The sequence below is a fragment of the Bradyrhizobium sp. MI1.4 genome (assembly GCF_055811315.1).
Map to the genome: position 1 here is coordinate 1 of NZ_JBVVPP010000073.1, position 19,134 is coordinate 19,134.

At 59.7% G+C, this 19,134-nt stretch carries 17 protein-coding genes and 2 pseudogenes; 8 read left to right on the forward strand and 11 right to left on the reverse strand.

What is annotated here, in order from left to right; translation table 11 throughout:
- The first annotated feature begins 639 nt into the window (after positions 1 to 639).
- Complete coding sequence (locus AC0L23_RS37270) at positions 640 to 882, forward strand: hypothetical protein (protein ID WP_473358196.1); 243 nt, start codon at positions 640 to 642, stop codon at positions 880 to 882.
- 270 nt (positions 883 to 1,152) lie between these two features.
- Here the strand turns inward: AC0L23_RS37270 and AC0L23_RS37275 are convergent, their stop codons facing one another.
- A complete protein-coding gene (locus AC0L23_RS37275; RefSeq protein ID WP_473358179.1) occupies positions 1,153 to 1,380 on the reverse strand; it encodes a hypothetical protein in 228 nt (75 codons plus the stop codon).
- A gap of 557 nt (positions 1,381 to 1,937) precedes the next feature.
- Here AC0L23_RS37275 and AC0L23_RS37280 point away from each other — a divergent pair.
- Positions 1,938 to 2,201 (forward strand): hypothetical protein, encoded by a 264-nt coding sequence (locus AC0L23_RS37280; protein ID WP_473358180.1) that lies wholly within the window; start codon positions 1,938 to 1,940, stop codon positions 2,199 to 2,201.
- 1,272 nt (positions 2,202 to 3,473) lie between these two features.
- Here the strand turns inward: AC0L23_RS37280 and AC0L23_RS37285 are convergent.
- On the reverse strand, positions 3,474 to 4,091 hold the full coding sequence (locus AC0L23_RS37285; RefSeq protein WP_473358181.1) for a LabA-like NYN domain-containing protein: 618 nt from the start codon (positions 4,089 to 4,091) through the stop codon (positions 3,474 to 3,476).
- Positions 4,092 to 4,765: 674 nt separating this feature from the next.
- Between AC0L23_RS37285 and AC0L23_RS37290 the strand changes: the two genes are divergently transcribed.
- Both AC0L23_RS37290 and AC0L23_RS37295 read left to right on the forward strand, forming a co-directional pair.
- Complete coding sequence (locus AC0L23_RS37290; protein ID WP_473358182.1) at positions 4,766 to 5,260, forward strand: DUF4142 domain-containing protein; 495 nt, start codon at positions 4,766 to 4,768, stop codon at positions 5,258 to 5,260.
- Positions 5,261 to 5,683: 423 nt separating this feature from the next.
- Positions 5,684 to 6,490 carry an outer membrane protein gene (locus tag AC0L23_RS37295; RefSeq protein WP_473358183.1) on the forward strand — a complete coding sequence of 269 codons (807 nt, stop codon included), beginning with the start codon at positions 5,684 to 5,686 and terminating at the stop codon, positions 6,488 to 6,490.
- 9 nt (positions 6,491 to 6,499) lie between these two features.
- On the opposite strand, the gene AC0L23_RS37300 is transcribed toward AC0L23_RS37295, so the two are convergent.
- The 4 genes and pseudogenes from AC0L23_RS37300 to AC0L23_RS37315 form a co-directional block, all read right to left on the reverse strand.
- On the reverse strand, positions 6,500 to 6,850 hold the full coding sequence (locus AC0L23_RS37300) for a hypothetical protein (protein ID WP_473358199.1): 351 nt from the start codon (positions 6,848 to 6,850) through the stop codon (positions 6,500 to 6,502).
- 370 nt (positions 6,851 to 7,220) lie between these two features.
- Positions 7,221 to 8,147 (reverse strand): annotated as a pseudogene (locus AC0L23_RS37305) (AAA family ATPase); the annotation flags it as partial.
- The gene (locus AC0L23_RS37310) at positions 8,039 to 8,605 is read right to left on the reverse strand and encodes a hypothetical protein (protein ID WP_473358184.1); all 567 of its coding nucleotides are present in this window, start codon (positions 8,603 to 8,605) and stop codon (positions 8,039 to 8,041) included. The gene AC0L23_RS37310 and the pseudogene AC0L23_RS37305, both read right to left, overlap by 109 nt.
- A gap of 234 nt (positions 8,606 to 8,839) precedes the next feature.
- Positions 8,840 to 10,285: pseudogene (locus tag AC0L23_RS37315) on the reverse strand (IS1182 family transposase).
- Positions 10,286 to 10,443: 158 nt separating this feature from the next.
- Between AC0L23_RS37315 and AC0L23_RS37320 the strand changes: the two are divergent.
- A complete protein-coding gene (locus tag AC0L23_RS37320) occupies positions 10,444 to 11,484 on the forward strand; it encodes an IS110 family RNA-guided transposase (protein WP_473358185.1) in 1,041 nt (346 codons plus the stop codon).
- 375 nt (positions 11,485 to 11,859) lie between these two features.
- Here the strand turns inward: AC0L23_RS37320 and AC0L23_RS37325 are convergent, their stop codons facing one another.
- The 4 genes from AC0L23_RS37325 to AC0L23_RS37340 all read right to left on the reverse strand — a co-directional run bounded on the left by AC0L23_RS37325 (position 11,860) and on the right by AC0L23_RS37340 (position 14,474).
- Positions 11,860 to 12,288 (reverse strand): tyrosine-type recombinase/integrase, encoded by a 429-nt coding sequence (locus AC0L23_RS37325; RefSeq protein WP_473358186.1) that lies wholly within the window; start codon positions 12,286 to 12,288, stop codon positions 11,860 to 11,862.
- A gap of 817 nt (positions 12,289 to 13,105) precedes the next feature.
- The gene (locus AC0L23_RS37330; protein ID WP_473358187.1) at positions 13,106 to 13,531 is read right to left on the reverse strand and encodes a YybH family protein; all 426 of its coding nucleotides are present in this window, start codon (positions 13,529 to 13,531) and stop codon (positions 13,106 to 13,108) included.
- A gap of 450 nt (positions 13,532 to 13,981) precedes the next feature.
- Positions 13,982 to 14,104 carry a hypothetical protein gene (locus AC0L23_RS37335; protein WP_446480995.1) on the reverse strand — a complete coding sequence of 41 codons (123 nt, stop codon included), beginning with the start codon at positions 14,102 to 14,104 and terminating at the stop codon, positions 13,982 to 13,984.
- Positions 14,105 to 14,204: 100 nt separating this feature from the next.
- Entirely contained in the window at positions 14,205 to 14,474 is a 270-nt protein-coding gene (locus AC0L23_RS37340) for a hypothetical protein (protein ID WP_446480996.1), read from the reverse strand.
- Positions 14,475 to 14,641: 167 nt separating this feature from the next.
- Here AC0L23_RS37340 and AC0L23_RS37345 point away from each other — a divergent pair, with 167 nt between their 5' ends.
- The gene (locus AC0L23_RS37345; protein ID WP_247523786.1) at positions 14,642 to 14,863 is read left to right on the forward strand and encodes a hypothetical protein; all 222 of its coding nucleotides are present in this window, start codon (positions 14,642 to 14,644) and stop codon (positions 14,861 to 14,863) included.
- 69 nt (positions 14,864 to 14,932) lie between these two features.
- Positions 14,933 to 16,222, forward strand: a complete 1,290-nt coding sequence (locus tag AC0L23_RS37350; RefSeq protein ID WP_473358188.1) for a c-type cytochrome — start codon at positions 14,933 to 14,935, stop codon at positions 16,220 to 16,222.
- Between the two features lie 33 nt (positions 16,223 to 16,255).
- On the opposite strand, the gene AC0L23_RS37355 is transcribed toward AC0L23_RS37350, so the two are convergent.
- Positions 16,256 to 18,226, reverse strand: coding sequence for a 4Fe-4S binding protein (locus tag AC0L23_RS37355; RefSeq protein ID WP_473358197.1), 1,971 nt, complete (start codon positions 18,224 to 18,226; stop codon positions 16,256 to 16,258).
- Positions 18,227 to 18,361: 135 nt separating this feature from the next.
- Here AC0L23_RS37355 and AC0L23_RS37360 point away from each other — a divergent pair, with 135 nt between their 5' ends.
- On the forward strand, positions 18,362 to 19,129 hold the full coding sequence (locus AC0L23_RS37360) for a biotin/lipoate--protein ligase family protein (RefSeq protein ID WP_473358189.1): 768 nt from the start codon (positions 18,362 to 18,364) through the stop codon (positions 19,127 to 19,129).
- Positions 19,130 to 19,134 lie beyond the last annotated feature (5 nt).

The window sequence follows — 19,134 nt, forward strand, 5'->3', positions numbered from 1 at the left end:
CAGGACGCCTCGTTGCGCTATCCTCTCAGCCGCGCTGCCGGCCGTCGTGCCTACCGCGCGAGCGGTTTAGTCCTGTGACCCACTCTAGACGTCAGATGCGTCAGGACCGCCTTCCCCTTGAGAGCGTAGCAGCGTCGCGGCGCATAGCGGGGCAGGTGGTCGCCTGCGCTCAGCAGCGCGCGAGATCAAAATGCGAGGGGTACGCGGATATGTCAGTAGGCCGAGGTTTGCATCCAGCCTAGGCCATTGCTACGGGTTTACCAGCGTCCCCTCGTCGGAAACGCGCCACGCTGCCAAGCCGAAACATAGCGTTAGCATCAAGTTGGCCAGCAAGAGCAGGACTGAGAAAAAGTGGCTCACACGCGCACCCGGAGCCGAACGTCCCCCCAGTCCGCATACAGGTGGATGATTCGAAAAGTGCAGCTGCGCTGACCTAGTCGCTTTTTCAGAGGTCGTAAAAAATGCTGGATCAACAGCTTCGAACTGGGGAGCGCAGCCCTCGCGCGGTTCGTGCGCGCGCCGGGGACCTCGCGCCGCGCTGATCGTAGCAAAGAGGCACGGCAGGAGCTATTATCTCGTCCTTCTCGCTCGGGATCAGTCGCTTTCAGGAGTCTGGCAGTGATAAAAATCTTACAAGGAATGCTCCTCGCGACCACGGTTCTCGCTGGTGCTGCTAGTGGGGCACGCGCAGCGGGTGGCTGTGGCGAGGGCTGTCATAGGACAAGCGGTGGCGCATGTGTCGTTGACGGCTGGGGCACGGGAGCCAAGGTTCGGAACGAATGCCCGGCGACCTCTCGCCCCCGTCCACCCTGCGGCGGCGGGGATTTCATCTGGGACCGCACCAAACAGGCGTGCTTCCAAAATAACCGCAGCTGGTTCTGATCTCGCGCGCCATTTAGGCGCGCTGTACACAGCGCAATCTGATCTCAGTGCGATGGCCTCAGCGCGGGTGACAACGAGTTCAGACGGGAACAGCTTGGTCCTCATCTCGGCCAGTGCGTTGCTTCATGGCCCGCTGTCGGCGCAGTCGCGACGGGCTCGGTTCCCGTCCTTGGGATCAGGTGCGGACCTCCGAGCACGGGAGCCGCAATAGCGCTGGACTTCTATGATGGTTGTGCGGCCCCGCCGCCGGCTTACAGCATCGACTGCGGGCTAGCCGTCTTGGCAAGGGATACCGAAGTTGTCACAAGTGAGGGCGAATGACTCTTTTGCCTTTACATCCTCGAAGCAAAAACGAGCTCCGACTTCCGCGCGATCGATCCACCAATCGGCGTTATTGCTTTTAGCGATGCGGGAGGCTTCGCCGCGTAAAAGATCTAATTGTCTTCCGGCAGCACGTACGATCAGGCAATTTTGTTTGGGCACAATACTGTCCTCCATTGGCAATCAGCCCGCCGCGACTAATGGCTACAAAGTACGGCGGCCAGATTCATCTCTAAGCGCCGTGGATATAGCCCAGCTCCCGGGGCAATGGGGCGGAGGAACTGGGACCAATCCGGGGCGCCCTTTAGGAAGGGCATCGGGCAAACTTGGCAGCAGCAGCAAGGTTTCAAAAAGTGAAGGGCCGCTGCGTTGGGACAGCGTGTGTCCTCAGTAAAACTACGGGGCGTCTCATTTGATAGTACCGCCATTTTAGATCGGCGCTAAACCGGCCTCGACGAAGCATTCAACTGCGTGACCATGGGCGAATATCGAGCTTACGTAATCGGGGCTGACGGGCACATAGCTTCGGGTCGACTTGGTGGTCCCCGATGAGGCGACAGCCCGGAAAAGTGCGAAGCAGCTTGTCAATTGGCATGCTGTTGAGCTCTGGGCAGGCGCAACAAAGATCGAAAGATTCGGGCCAGAACAGTAACGTTTTGCTGTTTTCGCGTGCGTCCGGGAACCAGCAGACTTAACCTGGATTAGGTTTCCACGGTTCAATCGAGGAATTGGCCATGGGCGTGGAACGAATGCACTCCCCGAAGTACTGGCGGATGCGCGCCGAAGAATTTCACACCAAAGCCGATAATTGCGAGTTTCCGGACACCGCAGCCGGGCTCCGGCAAGTTGCGAAGAACTATGAGGATATCACGCGCCAAGCACAGCAGCTCCTCGTTGCTGAACAAACGCGCAAGCGGCGCCGTCGCTTAGAAGCTCGTGGAGTGGCGCAAGAATTCCTGGACGACCCGCGCCCTATCATGAGCCAGCTGCGCCAATAAGGCCACCTTGGTGGAGGGGGTGGCCTGGCTTGAGGTGGAGCCTGGGACAGAAGCTGTCGGCTCGTGTCGATCTGTTGCCGCGTACCGGCGACCACGGACCTAAGCAGTTCCGCTTCTCTCCGTATCTTCCGGATAACTTCTTTCGCCTGTTCGCGGGCGCTGCGGTGATCGTCGTCCATGATGATTCCCCACTCCCGCAGGGATCATTGCTCGCGTCTAAAATGAGCGCCATAACGCAAGATAAAAGGCGGTCAGAATTTACGAGGAGACCAAGGAGCGCTCGATCTCGCAAATTGAGGAGGCCTGCCGCTAAAATCCGGCCTGACCTGAGCCCCTCGGTTGGCGCAACCAGCGCACAAAAAACGCGGCTCGATATCAGACAGGCGAACATCGTCCTGCCGATCGGCGCTGAGAGCTACGTTATGACCGCAATGGCAGTGGATCAGGATGCGCCGTAAGCCCATCTCGCGCATCTCGCCGAAAGTGATTTTCATCTGCCGGCCGTCGGCGTGCGTAGGGCGGGCGCCTTGTTCAAGGCCCTGCCTCCAGGTCCTCATGTGGCTGTTCTTCCCAGACCAACTCGCCGCATTCGCATTCGAAGATCCGGAGGAAGCCGGGTGGCTTTGAGTTCCAAATGCGCTCTATAACCCGCGTCGGTCGGTCGCACTTGGGACATCGGACGGAATCTTGTCTTGATGTCATAGGCACGTCTCGCCACTACGTGGGCAGACTCTGAACGCAGCTTTATGTTCCGCAGGAAGCCCCGCCGAGTAAGGCAAGGTCGCGCGGCTCAGAGACAGCTCCGGCTCTGGACAGGGGGTAATGCGGGGGCCGCCGGCGCCGAACTCCGCGCCGCTTGCCTTGAGCGTGTAGAGGAAGATCTTCTCGGATGGATTCTGCCGTCCTGTACTGCCTTGATGCCCGAAGCCAGCTGAACGAGCTGCCGCGCAGCGACTTCCAAATCGGCAAAAGGGCGTTCGGTGACGTGCTTCATCGCTGGAATCAAAACTCAAGCGCCCATGCTTGGCCTGACTTGCCCGCGACTGTCATGCCAGTTCGGGAGGATATGCACAGATCCTGCGGAAGGCCCGTCGAGCCGCAAGCGGGCGATTGCAGCGCCCGTTGAGGTGTTGGGATTGCAGGTTAGCATTCGCGCCGCGCCTCCAATCTGGTTTTAATGGGCTGGGCGCGTGCATCGGCGAGATCGGAGTGGCGTCCCGCGACCAGCCTTCACGGTTTGAAATGGGCTGCATCAAAGTGGGTCTCAACAGTCTAGTCGTGCGGGTCGTTTCCCTTCGGTTCCTGCAAGAATTTGGGCATGTGTCCACGCGCATCACGATCGCGCGGGGCGGGGCGTTCGGACGGGTCGCGACCGAGCTTGGACTGCAGCTCGACGAGGTCGGTGAAGACGTCGGCCTGCCGGCGCAGCTCGTCGGCGATCATCGGCGGCTGGCTGGCGATCGTGGAAATCACGGTGACCCGCACGCCGCGGCGCTGAACGGCCTCGACCAGAGAGCGGAAGTCGCCGTCGCCCGAGAACAGCACCATCTGGTCGATGTGCTCGGCGAGCTCCATGGCGTTCACGGCGAGCTCGATGTCCATGTTGCCCTTGACCTTGCGGCGGCCGGAGGCGTCGATGAACTCCTTGGTCGCCTTGGTGACGACGGTGTAGCCGTTGTAGTCGAGCCAGTCGATCAGCGGCCGGATCGAGGAGTACTCCTGATCCTCGATGATGGCGGTGTAGTAGAACGCCCTAAGCAGCGTCCCGCGGCTCTGAAACTCCTTCAGCAGGCGCTTGTAATCGATGTCGAAGCCCAGAGTTTTTGCCGTCGCGTAGAGATTGGCTCCATCGATGAAGAGCCCGATCTTGTCGGTAGAGGAAGGTGACATTCAGTTCACGCTTTCCGTGAAACAGCGCAGATTGAGCTTGAAAGAGTTGGGACCGCGACGCGTGATATGTCGGTCGCATTCAAGATAGATCGCTAGCGAAGATCTTAGAGTACAGACGGATGCTTTAAGCTTCAACTATTTTCGACCGGAGCTCGAACTCTAACGATAGCGGAAAGTTGGTCTGTCGATTTGTAATGTATGCTGTCTAATTCAGGTGCTTATTTCACGGTATGCCTGTCGGCGATTTTGCCCTGTTTGATCTTTGGATCCACCGGCGCGGCCGCGGCTGGCAGTGGTCTGTTTCAGGTCCATGTGGAAACGTTCTGTTAGTCGGGACGAGAGAAGCCGGCCCGCAGCGCAATACATGGCTGCGCGGGACATCTTGCAGTTGCTGCTGAGCGCCCCTTATCTCGATCTAAGGAGATCCAAAGTTGCTTCGGGGCCTTATCATCTACCTGAATGCGAGGAGGGATTTCAGCGATTAGGCGATTAGGCCGAGGAGAACATCGCGGCCAATGAGGCGGCTCTGCAATTCGAGCGGGTGAGCGGATAGGACCGGAGCGCGGACTGGTGTGCCGAGTAGACCGTCGCTGCCGGAAGGACACCAACGCCACTTCGATTGGAACCTCTTCCACAACTGGATTGTTCATCGAGGAACAACCGCGGAGTTGCCGATGAACAGAATGCTTGTGTCGCTCGGGACAGCAACCCTGATGGCGATCTCAGTTGCCAGCGCATCTGCGAAGGATAAACAAAGCGGAACGTTCCTCAAGAAGGCAATAGAGGGCAACTTCGCTGAAGTGAGCATGGGAGAGCTGGCGCAGCAGAACGGCCAGAGCGATGCCGTAAAGTCATTTGGCAGAATGCTTTCCACAGACCACGCCGTCGCCAATCAAAAGGCTTTAGATGCTACCCAACGATTGGGAATGAACGCACCAAACGGGCCGAATGCGAAGCAAAAAGCCGACCACGACAAGATGTCAAAAATGTCCGGCGCTGGCTTCGATAAGATGTTTGCGGCTCACATGGTAGCAGACCACCAAAAGGACATCGCCGAGTACAAGAAGGCATCACAAAGTAAGGATGCGGCAGGTGAATATGCTTCCGGCCAGATAGGTACGTTGCAGAAACATCTGGACACCGCAAAATCGTTGAAGGCTGGCTGGTAATCGATCCGAGGCCGGAAGTCTCAAACAAGTTCGTCGGCCCGCCGCTGTCGCGCCGATCGCGCCGTTTCGAGACCCGGCCCTTCGAGGCTCATCCCGCAGGCGGCGAACTAGTCCGGCCATCGCTGCTCGCTGGTATCATCGCAACGGCGAAATCGGCAACCGCACGGTTTCGTCCGGGCGTTTGACGATGGCTGGCAACCCCCGCGCATCGCTGTCCAAGCCTATTTGGGCTCCCAGCCTCTTTTCTGCACATTGCCGTGCTTACGGTTCCACTAAGCGGTTGAAAAGTATCGAGAAAGCCTGACCAATTAGGCGGCGAGTGTGGCTAGCTAGCTACAGCAACCTGAGCACGAACAGGTTACGTTTTTAAGACAGGTGGGCATCGTGCCGTTTTTTCGAATTCCATTTTGGGGAGACACTCGCATGAGAAAGCTTTTAGTACTCGCGGCCGGGGTGATGGCTTTGGGCCTAGCGGCTCCCGCTACTGCCGCGGATATGGCAGCGCGTCCTTACACCAAAGCCCCGCCAATGCCTGCCGCCGCGGTCTATAACTGGACTGGCTTTTATATCGGCGGCCACGTCGGATATGGCTGGGGTCGCTCCAGCAACGACACCTTCAGCGCGGCGGGTGTTTTACTCGACACCACGACAAGCAAGGCCGATGGCGTGTTCGGCGGTGGCCAGATTGGTTACAACTGGCAGGTTTCGCCGAACTGGCTGATTGGCATTGAGGCTGATGGCTCCGTCAGCGATATCAAAGGCACTACGACTGCTTGTACCCTGACGGGTTGCGGATCTTCGTTCGGAAAGACAGAAGACTTCGGAACGGTTCGTGGCCGCATCGGCTACGTTATCAATAACGTCCTTCTCTACGGAACGGGCGGTTGGGCTTGGAGCCACACCAGCACAGACCGGACCATTACGTGCGTTGTTGCGGGCGGCGGCATCTGCCCTGGCGGGCCCAGCCCATCACCTCTGACGGGAGCGGTTGCATCAGCTTCTAACTTTAACAACGGATGGAGCGCCGGCGCCGGTGTCGAATGGATGTTCGCCCCGAACTGGACAGCCAAGGTGGAATATCAGCATCTGCAGTTCGACAACGTTTCGAGGGACTTCGGCTATCCCGGTTTCCCGGCCGCCTTCAGGCACGTCGAATCGGACAGCCACATCGACACAGTTCGAGTCGGCGTGAATTACATCTTTGGCGGTGCGAGCCTCGCCAGGTACTGAGGTTTCTGACTACCCATTCCAGTCAACTAAGCCCGACCGTGATGCGGTCGGGCTTTTTTTTTTAGGGACAGTAGCGAAAGCTGGAATGTCGGTTGCTGCCGGATGCTCCTCGCTCGTTCGAGGATATTTGTACGCGTCCATAACCCGAGACATCGCCGGATGGGTCCGGTTCTTGATCTTGATCCAGTCTTTCGACCGGCCGGCGCTGTTGCCGAGATCGCGCCGTTTCGACACGAGGCCCTCGAGATCCATACGGGCGGCGGCGCCGAACAGCTTGGTGCCGATCTCGCCATCGAACGGCGCGACGAGCATGCCGTCGGGCCGGCCGCGCAGCAGCCGCGCCAGATTGGTCATGCGCATGGCGTTGAAGTCGGACCACCGTCGACGCCGAGCCGCAAACCGGGCAGCGGATGAAGTGCTCGCGCTCGTTTTGCGGCGCAGGGCCTGCCGGCTTGCCCTCCCGGAACATCAGGCTGCGCCCTTGAGCGGCACGCGAGTTGTATGTCAAACCGTCTGGTGGCATTGGCGCTGATGAAACCCTGCAGGGCGTCCGAGACATCGTCATCGCTGTCGGCCGCGCGTTGGGCCAGCGCGTCGGCGACGTCTGAGGTGGCGTCGCGCGACCAATTATGGCTTTGCTCTCATCTTCGCCGAGGCGGTTTAGATGGATTGCGCTGATGTACGGCTTTGCGACCCACGGCGGGTTGAACTCGGGTCGGTATGTGATAATCAGGAGCACCTGTAGGTTTCTTACGCGAACGACCGAACGACTGAGTGTTTCAAGCCTCGTCGGATCGATCCAATGCGCGTCCTCGAAGATCATCAGGACCGGACTTGGTTTGGATAGAGCCTCAAGTTGCGCCGTCAGCGCCTCAAACGTCTTTTGCCGGCGCTGCGGCGCACTTTGCTCTAGACTGGGGAATCGTCCGTCGTTCGGCAGGGAAAGCATTTCAGCGAGCAGCGCAGCGTCTTGGCGTGGCGTCAAAGTCTGCGCAAGCAGTGTGTCTATTTTGTCGAGCTTTGCTTGTACTGGGTCGTCATGCGCGAACCCAGCCGCACGCTCCATCTGGATAATGATCGGGTAAAGCGCGCTGTCCGTATGCTGCGGTGAGCAGAAATAGCGCAAGCGCGGGTGCGGCTCGGAAGCAAGTCGTTCGACCACAGCCGCGGTGAGGCGTGATTTGCCAATTCCCGGTTCACCCGAAAGCAACACGACTTGACCATGGCCCGTCGTTGCCATTGACCAACTACGCAGTAGCACGTCGAGTTCCGCTTTCCGCCCTATGAGTTCCGTCAGTCCACCCGCGTGGAGTGCGTCGAACCGGCCCTCGACTGCAGAAGCGCGCAGGGCGGCCCACGCTTTGCTTTGGTGCGAGACACCTTTGAGTTCCTGTGGTCCAAGGTCCTTCAGTTCAAACAGATTCCCTAATAGCCTTCGCGTGCCCTCAGCAATGACAACGGTGTTCGGCTCGGCCACACCTTGCAGGCGCGCAGCTAGGTTAGGGGTCTCGCCGACGATGCCGCGCTCCTGTGCCTCGCCCGATCCAATCAGATCGCCGACAACCACCAGGCCGGTCGCGATACCAACGCGGGTCTGCAGTGGGACGGACAGTTTGAGTGCGCCCACCGCAGCAATTGCCTCCAGTGCGGCGCGCACGGCTCCGCGTCGTCTTCGTGAGCCTTCGGATACCTCAGAACGCCGTCGCCCATGTACTTCGCCACAAACCCCTCAAACCGGCGCACAGCACCGGCAACGCACGTCTGATAGGCCGACATGATTTCGCGCAGATCCTCCGGGTCCATTCGTGCTGAGAGCGAGGTCGAACCGACAAGGTCCGAAAACATCACGGTCACCTGGCGGCGCTCAGCCGAGTCTTTGGCGGCTTTGTGCTTTGCAACTGGGGTGTCGAATATTGCCGTTAGTGCTCCCGCTTCGGCGCCCAATCCCGCGATGGCGTTGAGTAGCTTCCGGCGATGTCCTACAAGTTTTACCCCAAGGTCCTTCAGGTCCTCCGCCGTCAAATTCGGCAGGACTGCTTCGTCAATTTGATTGTCGCGGAATGCCGCCTCATATTGTTCGAGGCCAAGCCGCCGCAGCCACCCTGCGACGCCCATGACGGCTCCCTAGCACGCTTAGCCCTTACATGATCTCCCAAGCCGAACAGAGTGTCTAGGGTACCACTTTTTCGAACGGTCCGGTCTGGCTTGGTTGTGTGGAAACACAGCTCAAAGACGGCCGTGGTCGACAATCTTTGCAGGCCGCCGATGTTTTCGCGTCGGATCGACTGCGTAGCCGTCCAAGTTGGCTATTGCGCCAGGCGGCGTCGCTTTTTGACGCACTTCCCGCCTTCAGGTGGCTCGGATAGCTGCAATCAGGCTCGGTTTGCCGACGATGTTCGTCACCCGGGTGAGGTTTTAGGCCAGGACGTGCAAGGCCATCTCGGCGGCTACATTCCGTAGGCGCTTCATCAGGAAGTGTGTCGCACGCATACGGGCTTTGATCGTGCCGAAGGGATGCTCGACCGTCTCGCGTCGCGTCCGCATGGCGTCGGGATTGCAATCGAGCCGTCTCTGGACCTCCTCGACCACATGCTCGTGCTCCCAGCGCGTTATGCGGCGCTCCTTCGACGGCGTGCATTGGCTCTTGATCGCGCAGCCTTGGCACGCTGCTGTCGACCAGTAACGGCGCAGCGTCATTCCGTGCTCGATGTTGGTGTAGCGATAGGGCAGCAGCTCGCCGGATGGGCAGCGGTAGACGTCCTCATCAGGCAGGTAGGCGAAGTCCTCTTTGCCGAACCGGCCCTCCGCCTTGGCGTTCGACGTCATGGGCTTGGGCAAGGTGACTGCAACGCCGGCGTGTTTGCAGGCCAATATCTCTTCTCCGTCGAAGTAGCCACGGTCGGCGACCGCCTCGAGTTTGTCCACTTCGAGCACTTCTTTGGCTTGCTTCGACATCCGAGCAAGCTTCCCTCGGTCGTTGCCGACGTTTATGACCTCGTGCGTGACAATCAGATGGTGTTCGGTGTCCACCGCGATCTGGACATTGTAGCCGACGACACCCGATCCGCGTCCACTGGTGGCCATCGAACGGGCATCCGGATCGGTGAGCGATATCTGTTGATCCGGCGTGTTGCGCATCTGCGCATCAAGCACTTCCAGGCGGCTCATCTCCTGCTTCAGCCGCGCGATCTTTTCCTTGATCCTCGTCGTCTTGATGCTGATCGCTTCCGATGGCTCCTGCCGATCCGCGCTATCAAGTTGAGGCAGATATCGACCGACACTTTCCTCGATCTGGGCCATCCGCCTCGCCATCTTGGCATGCGTGAAGTTGCGGTCGCGGTTATTCACTGCCTTGAACTTGCTGCCGTCGATTGCGACGCTTGGATTCTGCAACAGGCCCATTTGCCGGCATAGGGCAACGAACTTCGCGCAAACCTTCCGGATCGCCGCGCCATTGTCCTTCCGGAAGTCGGCAATTGTCTTGTGATCGGGAGCAAGGCGGCCGATTAGCCACATCACCTCGATATTGCGGCAAGCCTCACGTTCCAGGCGGCGACTGGATTGCACCCGATTGAGATAACCGTAGATGTAAAGCTTCAGAAGGACCGCTGGATGATAGGAGGGCCGGCCCGTCTCCTTGGCGATCACACGCTCAAATCCCAGTTTATGCAGGTCGAGCGCCTCGACGAACGCATCGACCACATGGACCGCGTTGTCCTCACTTACCCAATCCTCCAGGCAGTCCGGCAAGAGCGTCAGCTGGGATCTGTCCGCGCCTTCAACGAAGCGTCCCATCCGTATCCCTCCATCAGGAAACGGAGGAATCGTAGCCGACTCGTGGCTTTTCACACATGGGGTAATTCCGGGCTCGGAGCCATACTCAGGCTCTGGGAATCAGCTCTCCAGGACTCGACGAGGCCTACCCCAGGGCCTTGCAATGATGGAGAGAGGCAATGGAGCACTATGTCGGATTAGACGTGTCACTGAAACTGACTTCGATCTGCATCGTCGATCGGACAGGAAAGGTCGAGCGCGAAGGGGTGGTTACGTCTGACCCGGAGGCGATCGCGACGTACATCAAATTGCACACGTCACACGTCGTTCGGATTGGACTCGAGACCGGAGCAACGTCGACATGGCTGTGGACCGAGCTGAATAAGATCGGGTTACCCGTTATCTGCATTGACGCCAGGCATGCGAAGGCGGTTCTGAAGATGCAGATCAATAAGAGCGATCGAAATGACGCTGCTGGCATTGCGCGCATCATGCAATGTGGTTGGTACAAGGAGGTTTGCGTCAAGGATCTCGACAGTCATGCGACCAAAGCCCTTCTTGTCAGTCGAGCTCTGCTCGTCAAGATCAAGCGGGATATCGAAAATCAAATCCGGGGGCTCCTCAAGAATCTTGGGCTCGTCATCGGACGAGCAAAGATGAATGTGTTTGCTGTGCGCGCCGCGCAGTTGGCCGAGGAACGGTCAGAGCTTTTTGCCGCGGTCGATCCATTGCTGAAGGCACGCGAGGCCGTCGAGCAACAGATTGCGGACCTTGACCGCAAGGTGTTGCGGCTGGCTCGCAACAATGCTCAGGTGCGACGGTTCATGACGGCTCCTGGCGTCGGCCCGGTCACGGCCCTTTGCTTCCTTGCGACGATCGATGACCCCGCTCGCTTCAAGAGGTCACGAAGCGTCGGAGCCTACGCAGGGCTAACGACTCGCCGATACGCATCCGGGGAGATTGACTGGACGGGCCGAATCTCGAAATGCGGCGATAAGATGCTGCGAAGTTACCTCTACGAGGCGGCCAATGTGCTGCTGACACGCGTAGCAAAATGGTCAGCACTCAAAGCGTGGGGTATTCGGCTTGCGAAACGAAGTGGCCTACGCAAAGCCAAGGTTGCGGTTGCCCGAAAACTTGCTGTCATTCTGCATCGGATGTGGATCGATGGTACCGAATTTAAATGGTCATCAAGGGATGCTGCTGATCAGCCTGCATAAAGGATAACGAGTTCCCGCCGAACAGCGGGAGCGAGCGTCCCTGCCGGGACGCTGGCGTGGTGAGATCGCCCCTGGCGTTGCGGTGCTCGATAGGGCAAAGCGCGCTTCACACACATTGATCCGCTAACGTCATCTTACGCCATCATGCGGAGGGCGCGCCCCTACCGCGGAGAGAACCATGGACCCGGCAAGGATGTTCAAGGAGAGCTTGACCTCACTCCCGGAATTAGAGAACAGCCAGGTTCATTACGCGAATTTCGGCAAGGAACCGCCAATTCGCTAGTCTTCCGATTTTGAGACCAACCTGCCAATAAGCGCCGTGAAAGCGAGGGCTCAGTCGCCATTTGAGCGCGTTGGCGCGAGCAGTATCGATCGTCAGCATGCAGCTAACGTCTCGATAAATTCTTCCATCGATGGCTGCTGCGCGTAATGCAGCTTGAGAAGATCCTCTACCATAAGATTGGTATAGCGCTGGAGCTGTCGCCAATCTTTGTGGCCAGCGACTAGTGCTACCTTTTCGATTGGAAGTCCCGCTTCGAACACGCGGCTCGTTCCCTCGTGACGCAGATCGTGGAAGTGCAGGTCTTCGATCTTGAGTTCATCGCATGCTCGGGTGAATGCCGCACTTACGGATCTGTGGTTATGAGGAAAGATCCGTCCACATTCTCGAGCCACAATCCGCTGCTGAAGCACGACCTCCCACACGTCATAGCCGGTTAGTTTGAGCAAAGGGACTTTCTGGTCGTTTCCTTCCTTATTCCTTGGATCCTTTCTGCCTTGAATGACCACCAATCGTTTTTTCATGTCAACCAGTGGCCACTCGGATTTGCAGATCTCTTCCTAGCGCAAATTCGTCGCCACGGCGTATCTGACGATCCGTCCCATCGGTATGAATTGCCGGCGGGTCGTCTCAAAGTATTTGATTAGCTCGTCGAGTTCGTCTTGCGTGGGCTGTCGGTCACACTGTTTGCTCTTTCCAACCAAATTGAGGTGACTTAACGCGACGCGTGCAAGGCGGGCTTCCTCGGCTGAAACCTCGACACCGTGCACGGCGGCGGCGTGCGTTATGATTGTACGGAGAAGGACAAATCGATTGCCAGTGTCGCGGGGCCAGCGCCCAGCTTGGCGCGCTTTCTTCCGAACTCGATCAGCCGCTCTCTGTTGAGAGCGGGCAGCTTCACACTGCCGAGTTCGGTCTTGAGCTAGGCCATCACAGCAGCTTTTGATCGGCGAGGGGGCTTACCGACCTCGCGCATGTCTTGGTCGTGCAGTCAATCAGATCGCCAGACGTGCGAACGTTCCGGACCACGCGTGGCTTCGACGATCCATTACGGTCAATGTTGCGCTCCATTTCGAGCGCCCATTCTTCGCCATCCTTGCGTCTCCGGAACGTCTCGGCCACATAACGGGTCTTGCGCCGGACTTGGACACGCCGGTTTCCAGATGCCAATTGTGTGTAGGTCGCCACGCGTGTGCACTCCGGCTTTCGTGTGCACGACGTGTGCACCGGGAGATCCAGAAAAATCCATTAGGCGCAAGCCTGCAGAGCCCGCCCTTTCGTGCCAATGAAACAGCCTTGACGTTCGGAACCTTTTGACGCGAAGCAGGCCTGCGAACGATGCTACTTGCCTTCGTTCCAGATATCGGTGGCGAGCTTCCAATCATTTCCGACCTTTTCCCAAACCACGACATATTTTCCAGTCACTTCCTGTGGTGTCGGTCCCTTGGTCTTCAGCACGAAGGTGCCGATCTCGCGTGCCGCCATAGGGCCAAGTGGCTTAACGTCAACGGTGGTAAGTTTCGGATCGCCCACTTGCTCCGCTATGCCTTTCCACATTGTCTCGATGGCTGCTCGGCCCTGCGCCATCGCAGAGCCGGGCGGGAATGCAGTCGCATCCGTGCTGTAGAGTGACCCAATTCCAGAGAAGTCGCCCTTGTTGAACATTTCAATCCATTTGGTGTTGATCGCTTCAATTTCGGCCTTCTGAGCCGATGCTAGGCCGGTCAACGAAATCACGAATGCGATCACCAATGCTATGCTGCGCATGATCATCTCCAATTCTGATGTAGATACGAATGCGTGCGGCAATTGTCCTGACGTCGAGTGGATGCGCTGAACGCCGCATCCCAGACCGCGTTTGGCGCAACAGCAACTCCGGAGGACTACCGTCAACAACATAGACAGGTAAGAACAAGGCCGCACCGGGTGCGATCGAGCGACGAGGTTGATTGCTCGTTATCGAACGTTCACCGATAGAGTGACAGGCCGCAAGCCACCGCTCCGACAAAGAGCGTTCCAATGTTGCTGAACGTCGTACTTCGACTGAAAGGGAGAAGTGCCACTCTTGATGTGCCTGATCGCATTCTGCCCTTGAGGCGCGGTCAATACTCCGAAGGGATCGCCTTGTAGCGATGTCATGGAAGCCCGCGCCTCACCTCGTGGAGATAGTAGCCGAGCATCAAGCGGCCGCCCCGGCGCGTCTTGTGGCGGGCAGTCTTACAGGCGCACACCGGTCGTAGCAAACGCCTGAGCGACGGGTTCCTGCACCTGATCCAAGAGCGCCATTGCTGCAAATGCGATCACGAGAGCTGCAGCGCAACCGAGCAGAAAAGCCTTCATGTGCAAACTCCATCATTTACAAGCCGCACGCATCCTAATGCCAGTTTCCTGCGAGCTACTGTGGCGAACGATTCACGCTCGCCGGCAGTTGCTGCCAGCTCTAGGGGCTGTTAAAAACCGGATCGATCGAAAATGCATCGCTCATCAACCCCAGCGATTGAAGGTCGGCGCTATGCAAGTCCACTTCCAATATGACGAGGAGCAGCATGAGCACGACAACCGTAAAAGCGAGCAGAGGCGAGGCTTCTCGGGTAGCTGGCTCTGGAGCGATCAAGAACACGCGCATGGCGCGTAGCCATGAGATCATCCGCAGCAATGGCCTCGATTGCCCCAGCATGCCTTCTTCCTTGACATGACGAGCAAAAACCAAGGCTAGGACTCGCGCTGCCGCGATTCAAGGGAAGATTGCGGGCGGTGGGCGAACTGACGCAGTGCGCGTCGAGGAACGGATACCGATCCTTCCTCGTTGAAGCTTGCGCCCCAGAGGAGGGTTTGGCCGTGAAGGCACTGACATCCATACTATGCTTGGCAGCGGTCGTGGCCTTCGATAGTGCGCTCGCCCAATCCCGTCAGACAGGGGCGCCTGCGCCACAGACGGTTCCCGAAGAGAAGGGCCAGCCGCAGCCACAGGGCTGGACCGGCCCGGTTAATACGGGTTCGGGCGGCGCGCCCGCCGAGAGTCCGCAGGGCCAGAGCCCGCCCGGGATGCAGGCGGCGCCCGAGGGCTCGTCCAAGAAAGTCGTGGCGCCGGAGAAGTAAGCGCGGTGCCGCGGACACTTATTTCGGGCATTCTTGACTGCATAGAGTCACCATGGCTGGCAGTGATTGATGCGATGGGTTTCGTGCGCCCGGGTTGCCGCAACCCTCCTGGAGATTGTTGCTGCGTCAGCGGCGCACGCGCAGCTTGCGGGTCACGGCGGCCCCGTCCGTGCGCTCGCCGTTTCGGCTGATGGCGACAGCCTGTTGTCGGGCAGCTTCGACACTTCCGTCATCCGCTGGTCGCTTCAGACCAACGCGGCGGGCGAGGTGCTAAGGTATCATGCGGACGCCGTTAACGCCGTTGCTTTCCTGCAGGACGGCCGCATGGTCACCGCGGGGTCCGACGCCCGGCTGGCGGTATGGATAGCCGGCCGCCAACAGCCTGATCAAGTCCTCGAGGGGCATACCGCTCCCGTCGTGGCAATCGCCGTGGCGTCGGACGGATCGAGCCTCGCCTCGGCCTCTTGGGACCATAGCGTGCGCCTTTGGTCGTTGGCTGATGGCGCCGCCCGGGTGTTCGAGGGTCACGCGCAGAATGTGAACGGTGTGGCGTTCGCTCCAGACGGCATGTCGCTCGTTAGCGTCGGCTATGATCGTGCGTTGCGCATCTGGCGCTTGCCCGAGGGCCGGCCTGAGACGGTGGAATTGCCAGCGCCATTGAACGCCGCCGCCATCGCGCCCGATGGCGAGATCGTCGCGGCAGGGGCTGACGGCAAGCTGCGCATGCTGACGAGGGACGGAGAGCTGGAGGGCCAGGTGGCCGCGGGCTTGGCACCGATCGTCGCTTTGGCGCTTTCCGATGATGGGATGCTGATCGCCGCCGCAGGCATCGACGGCACGGTTGCCATTGTGCAGCGCAAGTCGCGGAGTGTGTTGCGGACACTTGTGGGACCGGGTTTCCCCTTCTGGTCGGTCGTGTTCCTGCATGATGCGGCAACGCTCGTGACTGGAGGTGCGGACGGAAAGATCCGGCGCTGGAACGTGCATACCGGTGAGCCGGTCGGCTCGAATCTGTTCGGGACATCAGCGGATCCGCTGGCCGCTTATGCGAGCGATCACGGCACCGATGTTTTTCGCGCTTGCGTTGCCTGCCACACGCTGTCGGACAAGGAGCCGCAACGTGCAGGGCCAACGCTTGCCGGATTGTTCGGACGGAAAATCGCATCGCTCTCGGGCTATCGGTTTTCCGAGGCGCTCAAGACGATGGATATCGTCTGGAGCCCCGAGACGGTCGCAAAGCTGTTTGAAGTCGGGCCCAACGCCTACACGCCGGGAACGAAGATGCCGGAGCAGCGCATCGGATCGGCCGAAGACCGCCGGGCGCTGACCGACTTCCTGGCCCGGGCGACCTCGCAATAGGCGAGGCCCCAACCTGGACGAGGGACGTCGCGCCTACGTCTTGCTGTCCGGCCGGCGCAAATAATCCTCGGTGGTTCGGGGCGGCGCGCGTTCGGGCACGCCCTCAAACGGATCGAACCGCTGTTCGCTCATCACGATCACACGGCAATCCGCGCACATCCTGACGGCGTCGAGGCGCTTGGTGCCGGCCGGATACATCCAATGCCGGCCCTCGAGCTTGGCCGCTATGCGATCGATCGTGCTCTTGACGCCGAACGGCGCGCCGCAGCGGATGCAAAGGGCAGGCTCTTCCTCCTTGATCACAACCGCCGGCGCGCGGCCAGCGCGGAAATCGATCTGGGGCCTCAGCGTGATGACCTTCTCGGGACAGGTGCTCTGGCAGAGACCGCATTGCACGCAGGCATCCTCGACGAATTTGAGCACTGGACGGTCAGGATCGTCGCGGAGCGCGCCCGTCGGACAAACGGAAACGCAGGATAGGCACAGCGTGCATCCACCGGTATCAACACTCACCGCGCCAGTCGGAGCGCCCTGAGGCAAGGCAATGACGTCGACCGGCTTCGGTGCGAGCCGATGCAGTTCGCTCAACGCGAAGCGAAGCAGGTCGCGCCGCTTGCCGACGGTCTTGAAGGTCGCAGGCGTGTTCACCGCAGCAAGCCGCTCGATGCTCCTCAGTTGCTCCAGCATTGAATCCGGATCGTCAGTTTCGATCGCAGCCACCCGGCGCTCTTCAAATCCGAGGCCCGCAAGGATGGTCTCTGCCATGTCGATCGTTTGGGTCAGTCCAGCCACGTCATGCCGTGGCTTGCCGCGGAGCAAAAACCGGAACGCGGCCGCTCCGTAGGCAAAGGCACCGATGACAGCCTCAAGCCCAACCTGCGTCACCTCATTAACGGCGAGAGGGATAACTTGGGCAGGCAGGCCATCCCCATGCCGCGCCAGCGCATCGATCAACGGCGTGCCGTGTTGGCGGTCGTGCAGCAACAGGACGGGGTTCGATCCACCCGCCTGACGATAGGCGAGCAGCATGGCGCGGATGGTCTGAAGTTGGGTATCGGCGCGCGGCAACGCGTAGGACGCGGCGCCCGTCGGACAGGCGGCGGCACATTGGCCGCAGCCAGCGCAAATCTCGGGGGCGATGGCCACATGATTGCCGGCGGGCGTGATCGCATTCGTCGGGCATAGATCAAGACAGCGATGGCAGCCGGTCAGATTCGAGCGTGAATGGGCGCAAAGATCGGGCGAGAACTCGACATATCTAGGCTTGTCAAAACGCCCGACGAGATCGCGCGCGCTCAGGGCGGCGCGGAGCATGGCGCCTGGCTCCCTCGGATCGGCCCGCAAGTAACCGTCGCGCAAATCATGCGTCTGGAACAGCGGCCTCTCTCCCGATAGGTCAAGGACGATGTCGCAACGCGAGGTGGCGCCGTTGCGTGGAGTTTCAAAGACGTAGTGATCGCGCGAGGAGGGGTGCGGGCGAGCGTAGTCATCGATGGTGAGCTCGAAAGCGCCAAAATGTCCTCTGGCGTTACGGATGGTTCCTTTAACGACCGGGAAGGGCGTTGCCACAGGCGAGATGATCTCGCCCGGCTCCCTCAGCATCACCGTCACATCGAGGTGATCCGAAAGCAGCAGCCCGGCTTCGATCGCCGCCTCGTCCCGGCCATAGATCAGGATGACGCCGTCGCTGGCAAGCGTGACAAGTGGATAATCGGGCGCCTGCACGGCGCTGGCTGCGAGCAGCGCTGCCATTTTGGGGCCCGCATGCGTGCCTTCGGTCGACCAGCCTGCCGTCTCGCGAATGTTCACGAAAGCAATCGGCGCGGAACGATCGCCGGCTTGCTCCGCAAACAAGGATTGCTGATATGTGCAGGCAACGGTCAGAGGGCTCTCTGCCTTTGCGCATGCGCGAAAGTGGTCGAGCTCGGCGCCGCACAGGTGACGAAAACTCCTGATGTCGCCATTGCTGCATCCGCGCTTGATCGCGGCCACGTCAAGCCGCATCGTGTCTTCACACGAGCAAATCAGGATGGTCTTCGCTGGCTGCTCCAGGTTCATCCCTCCGAGAAGGCGACGAATGACGGGCTCGCTCCGATCCTTCGCTTCGTATAGATATTGTCAATCGGGAAAAAGGAGAAGTTGGAGGAAGGCCTGCGGTCGATCCCAACCAGCCTCGCTTCCACGGCGGAACAGATCCAATTGCCGCCGCCCTTTGCCTTGGTCCGGTTGCGCGAGAGCGGAGACGCGTTCGCCCATGCATGCTGCATTGCACCCGAAAGCGGTGCCGGCACGCTGGTCTATGTAGGGCGGTTCGACGTCGCCGAGTTCGCGGTGGTGCTGGAGCCGACGGAGCCGCTGACCACCACACGCCACGCCTGTTACGCCGGCATGGTTGCCCTGACCGATGCCCTGCGCGCCAATGCGCCGCCGGCCATGGAAGTTGCGATCGGTTGGCCCGAAGCGGAGAGGATTGACGGGGGACTCGTCGGAGGGGGACGGCTTGGCTGGCCTGCATCCGCGGACGAGCATGAGCCGCCGGATTGGCTCGTATTCGCGGCCATGATTCGAACAGTCATGATCAATGATCATGATCCCGGTGTTCGCCCGGTTGCCTCCGCCCTCGATGAGGAAGGGTCCGGCGAGGCCGGCGCAGTACAGATGACAGAGAGCTTTGCGCGGCACCTGATGCGGGCGATCGACAGTTGGCAGGTCGATGGATTTGACAGCGTCGCGCGCGAATATCTCAGCCGCATCCCTCGCGAGCGGCAAACTGTTCGACGCATCGATGATTGCGGCGATCTGCTCACGCGCCGCATAGGTAGTGATAAGACCGAGCGGGCAGACCTCGTGAATGCCTTGGCCTCGCCATCCTGGCTCGATCCGACGCTTGGAGGACCGAAGCGTTGAAAAAG